3 protein-coding genes are annotated in these 6,823 nt (G+C 43.4%); all 3 read left to right on the forward strand.

The features are described from left to right. Window positions 1–145 precede the first annotated feature (145 nt). The 3 genes from putP (at window position 146) to HMPREF0027_RS08490 (ending at window position 6,757) form a co-directional block, all read left to right on the forward strand. The gene (gene putP, locus HMPREF0027_RS08480; RefSeq protein ID WP_005624216.1) at window positions 146–1,660 is read left to right on the forward strand and encodes a sodium/proline symporter PutP; all 1,515 of its coding nucleotides are present in this window, start codon (window positions 146–148) and stop codon (window positions 1,658–1,660) included. Between the two features lie 117 nt (window positions 1,661–1,777). Further along, a complete protein-coding gene (putA, locus tag HMPREF0027_RS08485) occupies window positions 1,778–5,371 on the forward strand; it encodes a bifunctional proline dehydrogenase/L-glutamate gamma-semialdehyde dehydrogenase PutA (protein WP_005624217.1) in 3,594 nt (1,197 codons plus the stop codon). A gap of 159 nt (window positions 5,372–5,530) precedes the next feature. Then, window positions 5,531–6,757 carry a uracil-xanthine permease family protein gene (locus tag HMPREF0027_RS08490; protein ID WP_005624218.1) on the forward strand — a complete coding sequence of 409 codons (1,227 nt, stop codon included), beginning with the start codon at window positions 5,531–5,533 and terminating at the stop codon, window positions 6,755–6,757. Window positions 6,758–6,823: the final 66 nt, after the last annotated feature.

Consider the following 6,823-nt stretch of genomic DNA (forward strand, 5'->3'; position numbering starts at 1 on the left):
ACTACAGCCCCTAATTTTATTTATCTCGATATAAGCCGCATAGAAATGCGTAAAATAGCGATAGAAATTCATTTTACCGATATTTTTTGCTATAATTTGTCCTTTTTGTGCTAATGAAAACATAGAAAGAATAAGAGGAATAACTATGTTTGGATTTGATCCTACCACGACCACATTCCTGATTTATATCATTGGAATGATCTTAATCGGCTTTATCGCCTATCGTGTTACCAATAACCTTTCGGACTACATCCTAGGTGGTCGCCGTTTAGGTAGCTTTGTGACAGCATTATCAGCCGGTGCGTCCGATATGTCAGGCTGGCTTTTGATGGGCTTACCCAGTGCAATTTATGCAGGTGGCTTAATTGAAGGCTGGTTAGCCATCGGCTTAACCATCGGTGCTTACCTAAACTGGAAATTAGTTGCAGGTCGTTTACGTTCTCATACGGAACACAGTGGCGATGCACTAACCTTACCCGAATATTTTCATAACCGTTTTGGTGACAAAACCAAACTAATCAAAATCCTATCTGCGGTTATTTTCCTACTCTTTTTTGCGGTTTATTGCGCTTCCGGCGTTGTAGCGGGTGCACGAGTTTTTGAAAATCTATTTGGTGTACCTTACGCCGATGCCATTTGGTATGGTGCGATTGCAACCATTCTCTACACATTTATCGGCGGTTTCTTAGCGGTAAGTTGGACGGATACGATTCAAGCTTCACTGATGTTATTTGCACTGATCTTAACGCCCGTTTTCGTTATCTTAAACGTAGGCGGCATTGAAGCGATGCAAGAAAACATTGCACTTGCCGAAGTTGCTGCCAATAAAAATTACAATGATATGTTTACCGGCACAACCGTCCTCGGCGTATTAAGCTTATTAGCATGGGGCTTAGGTTATTTTGGTCAACCGCACATTGTAGTGCGCTTTATGGCGGCGGAAAGTGTCAAATCACTTGAGAATGCACGCCGCATCAGTATGACTTGGATGGTAATCTGTTTAGCGGGCGCTATCGGTATCGGTTATTTTGGTATGGCATACTTCTTTAAATTCTCGGAAAATGCCCAAGTCGTTAACCAAAATAATGAACAAATCTTTATTGAATTGGCAAAATTATTATTCAATCCTTGGATTGCCGGTGTTTTATTATCAGCGATCTTAGCTGCGGTAATGAGTACCCTATCGGCACAGCTTTTAATTTGTTCGAGTGCAATTACCGAAGATTTATATAAAGGTATTATTCGTCCGTCTGCAACGGATAAAGAATTAGTTTGGCTTGGCCGAGTGATGGTGCTTGCCGTAGCGGCGCTTGCCATTTATATCGCACAAGATCCGAATAGCCAAGTATTTGCATTGGTCAGAGACGCTTGGGCGGGCTTCGGCTCGGCATTTGGTCCTGTGGTGCTATTGTCACTATTCTGGAAACGTATGAATGGCTTTGGGGCGATTGCCGGTATGTTAACCGGGGCATTAATCGTTTATTTCTGGAAAGACTTAACCGTAGCGCTTTCACTGCCTGAAATGTACTCAATGATTCCGGGATTTATCAGCGCAATGTTTGCTATCGTGATAATCTCACTTATCACGCCGGCACCAAGTAAAGACGTTATCGAGACTTTCGAACGAGCCGATAAGTCTTATTTAGACGAAGTAAAATAAAAACAAAAGCGATTTGCTGTTTAACAGTGAATCGCTTTTTTATTTGGCGTTATGTAAAAAATATGACAAAAACGACCGCTTGTTAACAAGCAAACACAACATACCGAGGAGCCCATTATGCAACAATATCATCTTCTCCCTAGCACTTCGATTCGCCCTACTCTTAGTCAACACTATCGTATTGATGAGACTGAACTTGTGCAGCGGCTTTTAACTGAAGCAAAAACGGATGAGCATCAGCCGAATATTAAAGCGCTAACCCGTCAGCTTGTCGAAAAGGTGCGAGCTAATCGCCAAAAAGCCAATGGTGTCGATGCGTTGATGCACGAGTTTTCGCTTTCAAGCCAAGAAGGCATCGCTTTAATGTGTTTAGCTGAAGCTTTACTACGTATTCCCGATCAAGCGACCCGAGACAAACTGATTAAAGATAAAATCGCAAAAGGTGATTGGAAGTCGCATATAGGCAAAAGCCCGTCTCTGTTTGTGAATGCTTCCGCATGGGGACTGGTATTTACCGGTAAAGTGCTTTCTCTGTCTGAAACTTCACTTTCCCAAACGCTCATTCAACTCATCAATAAAGGCGGAGAACCGATTATCCGCCAAGGAATGGATTTTGCAATGCGCTTACTCGGCAAACAATTCGTTACTGGTGAAACCATTCAAATCGCCCTTAAAAATAGTGAAGCTCGTTTTAACAAAGGCTTCCGCTTTACCTATGATATGCTTGGTGAGTCGGCATTTACTGAAGAAGATGCCAAGCGCTACTATCAAGATTATGTCTCTTCCGTGCATGCGGTTGGTGCGGTATCAAAAGGGCTTGGCGTTTATCAATCATCCGGTATATCAGTAAAACTTTCCGCAATTCATCCTCGCTACTCGCTAGCACAACACCATCGTGTTGTTGCAGAACTCTATCCTCGTTTACGTGACTTATGTTTACTTGCCAAACGCTATGATATTGGCATCAATATTGATGCTGAAGAAGCCGACCGCTTAGAAATCTCACTCGATCTCATCGACCGTTTATTAGATGAGCCGGCACTTGCAGAGTTTGACGGTATTGGCTTTGTGGTACAAGCCTACCAAAAACGCTGTTTATCTGTGATTGACCATCTCATTCAAAAAGCTCGAGAAAAACAACGTAAGCTAATGATTCGTTTAGTGAAAGGTGCATATTGGGATGCCGAAATCAAACGAGCGCAAGCAGACTGTGCCAGCGGTTATCCGGTTTTCTCACGTAAAGTGCATACCGATTTAAATTACATTGCCTGTGCTAAAAAATTACTCGGCGCCCAAGATGTGATCTATCCGCAATTTGCCACCCACAATGCACAAACGCTCGCTACCATTTATCATCTTGCCAAAGGTAAAAAATTTGAATTTCAATGCTTACACGGTATGGGAGAAACCTTATATGACCAAGTGGTCGGCAAAGAAAACCTTGATATTCAATGCCGTGTTTATACGCCGGTCGGTTCTTACCAAACCTTATTAGCCTATTTAGTTCGCCGTTTATTAGAAAACGGTTCAAACAGTTCATTTGTCAATCAATTGGTTGACGAGCGAGTATCGGTCGAAAGTTTAACCGAAGATCCGGTGCTGAAAGCGGAAAAAACCGCAGGCTCAATGCACCCGAAAATTCCATTACCTCGCCACTTATTTAACGATCGTATTAATTCGCAAGGTTACGATCTCAGCGATGCGGTGCAGCTTGAACACATCCAAACACAGCTCAATCAGCTGGCAAAAGTGCAATACAAAGCTTATCCGTTACTAGCCGACAGTTATTATGAAGGCAGTACCGCCAAACCGATTTTCAATCCGGCACTAAATACCCAACAAGTCGGTGAAGTCATTTTCGCTCACTCGTCAGATGTCGAAAAAGCTTTTGTAATTGCCGAACAAAATCAGACCACTTGGCAAGCGACTCCGCCTGCGCACAGGGCATCAATTCTCGAAAATCTCGCTGATTTACTGGAACACAATATGCCGACTTTATTCGATCTTGCAATTCGAGAAGCAGGTAAAACACTGAATAATGCGATTGCGGAAGTCAGAGAAGCGGTCGATTTTTGCCATTATTATGCAAATGAAGTGAAACGCAATCCGCAAGCTTACCAAAATCCAAGAGGAATTATCGTTGCGATTAGCCCGTGGAACTTCCCATTGGCGATTTTTGCCGGTGAAGTCGTTTCCGCTTTAGTTGCCGGTAATGTGGTATTAGCGAAGCCGGCAGAACAAACTTCCTTAATGGCTCATTATGCGGTGGAATTATGCTATCAAGCCGGTATTCCAAAAGGTGTTTTGCAATGTTTACCGGGTAGCGGAGCGGAAATCGGTAATCAACTAACTTCCGATCCTCGGGTGAATGGCATAATTTTTACCGGCTCTACCGAAACCGCCAAAACCATCAACCGCAATTTACAAAAACAAACTAAAATCGTACCGCTTATCGCAGAGACCGGCGGACAAAACGCCTTGATTATGGATAGTTCCGCGCTCGGCGAACAAGTGATAGCGGATGTACTTAACTCGGCGTTTGATTCGGCTGGGCAACGTTGCTCTGCTCTGCGTGTACTTTATCTGCAAGAAGATGTAGCTGATCACATTCTCACGATGCTTAAAGGTGCAATGGCGGAGTTGCGTGTCGGCAAACCGCAATTACTGAATACTGATATTGGTCCGGTGATCGATCGCACTGCACAAAGTCGCTTACTAGCGTATATTGAAAAAATGAAAGCGGTGGCAAAATCGTACTATCAAGTGCCTATTGCAGCGGAGGTGGAACAGAGCGGAATTTTTGTACCGCCAACCTTACTTGAAATCGATCATATTTCACAAATCGAACATGAAGTGTTTGGCCCGGTACTACACGTAATTCGCTTTAGTGCCACCCAATTCGAACAAATTATTGATGACATTAACTCAACCGGCTTCGGCTTAACCAGCGGTTTACATAGTCGTATTGATACCACCATTAATCAATGGCTCGACAAAGTACACGCCGGTAACTTATATGTTAATCGTAATACGGTCGGTGCTGTAGTCGGCGTGCAACCGTTCGGCGGCATGGGGCTTTCCGGTACAGGTCCAAAAGCCGGTGGGCCGCTTTATTTACAACGTTTGGTAAAAAGCGAAGCTTGGACGCTTGCTGATTTAGAAGGCGAAACGATTATAGAAACGGATAAACTTGCACAAGCCGTTCGCCAAACACTTACCGGTGAGCAACAAAATGAAGCGTTAGCGCTCTTGCAAAATTTACGTAAAAAATCACCGCTTGCAAAAGTGTTTAAAATGCAAGGCATTACAGGTGAAAATAACTATTTACGCTTTGAAGCTCGTCCAATGGTTGCAGTAAGTAATGGCTCACTGCTCGAACAAATCAAAGCAATGATTGCTATTGCAGCATGCGGCAGCAAAGCCGTGATTAAAGAGGGTTCACCGTTAGCGGAATACGCACATCAACTTGCTGAATACTTAATGATAACAGACGACTTCAATAATCTTTCGGCATTAAGTGTAATAGTTGTACTTGAGCCGCTTTCCATGCAAGAACGTCAACATTATGCCGAGCGTAACAGTGCGATTTTAACTTATGTGGAAAGCCTTGAATTGGCGCTTTCATTGCTACCGCTGGTACATGAAAAATCGATCAGCATTAACACCGCAGCCGCCGGTGGTAATGCAACTTTGATGAGTGAAATGGATTAACATGACATAAATCATGCTTAATATTTATCCCCTTAGCAATAAACTAAGGGGATTTTTATTTTCTGTTTAGCAAGTCATTTTCTTTTCAGCTATAATGCACCGACTATCCCGTGAGGTAGTGTTTACGTATGTTAATTCAAACCGAGAGTTGAAACAAAAATGACAAATCAAACTATCAGCACACCTAAACAGGTGTTTGTTGGCTTACAAATGCTATTTGTGGCATTTGGTGCTTTAGTACTAATGCCGTTAATTACTGGCTTAGATCCTAATACAGCCCTCCTTACTGCCGGCATCGGTACCCTACTTTTCCAAATTTGTACTAAAGGTCAAGTGCCTATTTTCCTCGCCTCTTCCTTCGCATTTATCGCACCGATTCAATACGGCGTACAGCAATGGGGCATCCCAACCACTATGGGTGGCTTGGTATTTACCGGTTTCGTTTATTTCGTATTAAGTTCGTTAGTGAAATGGAAAGGGGCAAATATCCTCGAAAAACTTTTCCCACCGCTGGTAGTTGGGCCGGTAATCATTATTATCGGCTTAGGTTTAGCCCCGACTGCAGTTGATATGGCACTAGGTAAAGGTACAACCATTGAACCGAATACCGCCTTACTGATTTCAATGGCAACTTTAATTACTACACTTATCGTAGCGGTCTTTGCCAAAGGTTTAATGAAATTAGTCCCGATTATGTTCGGAATTGTAGTTGGTTATATCCTTTCGCTCGTGTTCGGCATCATTGATTTTAGCCCGGTAACTAATGCCGCTTGGTTTAGCTTACCGAAACTCACCACGCCGGAATTTAAGTTAGAAGCGATTCTTTACTTATTACCTATCGCCCTTGCACCGGCAGTCGAACACGTCGGCGGCATTATGGCGATCAGTTCGGTAACCGGTAAAGATTTTATGAATAGACCGGGTTTACACCGCACGTTATTAGGTGACGGCGTTGCAACCTCTGCCGCAGCATTTTTAGGCGGCCCACCAAATACTACTTATGCGGAAGTTACCGGTGCGGTTATGCTCACCAAAAACTTTAACCCACGTGTAATGGCCTTTGCCGCTGTTTGGGCAATTGCGATTTCATTCTGCGGCAAAGTGGGCGCATTCTTACAAACCATTCCGGGCGTAGTAATGGGTGGGATTATGATGTTAGTTTTCGGTTCTATCGCAGCAGTCGGTATGAGTACATTAATTCGTGCCAAAGTGGATATGGGCGAAGCTCGCAACCTCTGTATTGTTTCAGTAGTCATGACCTTCGGCATCGGCGGCATGCTGATTAACGTTGGCGAATTTTCACTGAAAGGCATCAGCCTCTGCGCAATCGCCGCAATTGTGATGAACTTACTGCTCCCAAAAGAAGCAGCTAAAAAAGCAGAATAATTTTTAACGTTCTTCTTATAAAACAAGCGGTCAAATTTCATTAAAATTTTTGGGGATAGGAAAGCA

It is taken from the genome of Actinobacillus ureae ATCC 25976, from assembly GCF_000188255.1.
In the GTDB taxonomy this organism is placed as follows: domain Bacteria; phylum Pseudomonadota; class Gammaproteobacteria; order Enterobacterales; family Pasteurellaceae; genus Actinobacillus; species Actinobacillus ureae.

What these genes read in the sequence shown, in the direction of transcription:
- putP (WP_005624216.1), top strand. Translation starts at nt 146, where the DNA reads ATGTTTGGATTTGATCCTACCACGACCACATTCCTGATTTATATCATT.
- putA (WP_005624217.1), top strand. Translation starts at nt 1,778, where the DNA reads ATGCAACAATATCATCTTCTCCCTAGCACTTCGATTCGCCCTACTCTT.
- HMPREF0027_RS08490 (WP_005624218.1), top strand. Translation starts at nt 5,531, where the DNA reads ATGACAAATCAAACTATCAGCACACCTAAACAGGTGTTTGTTGGCTTA.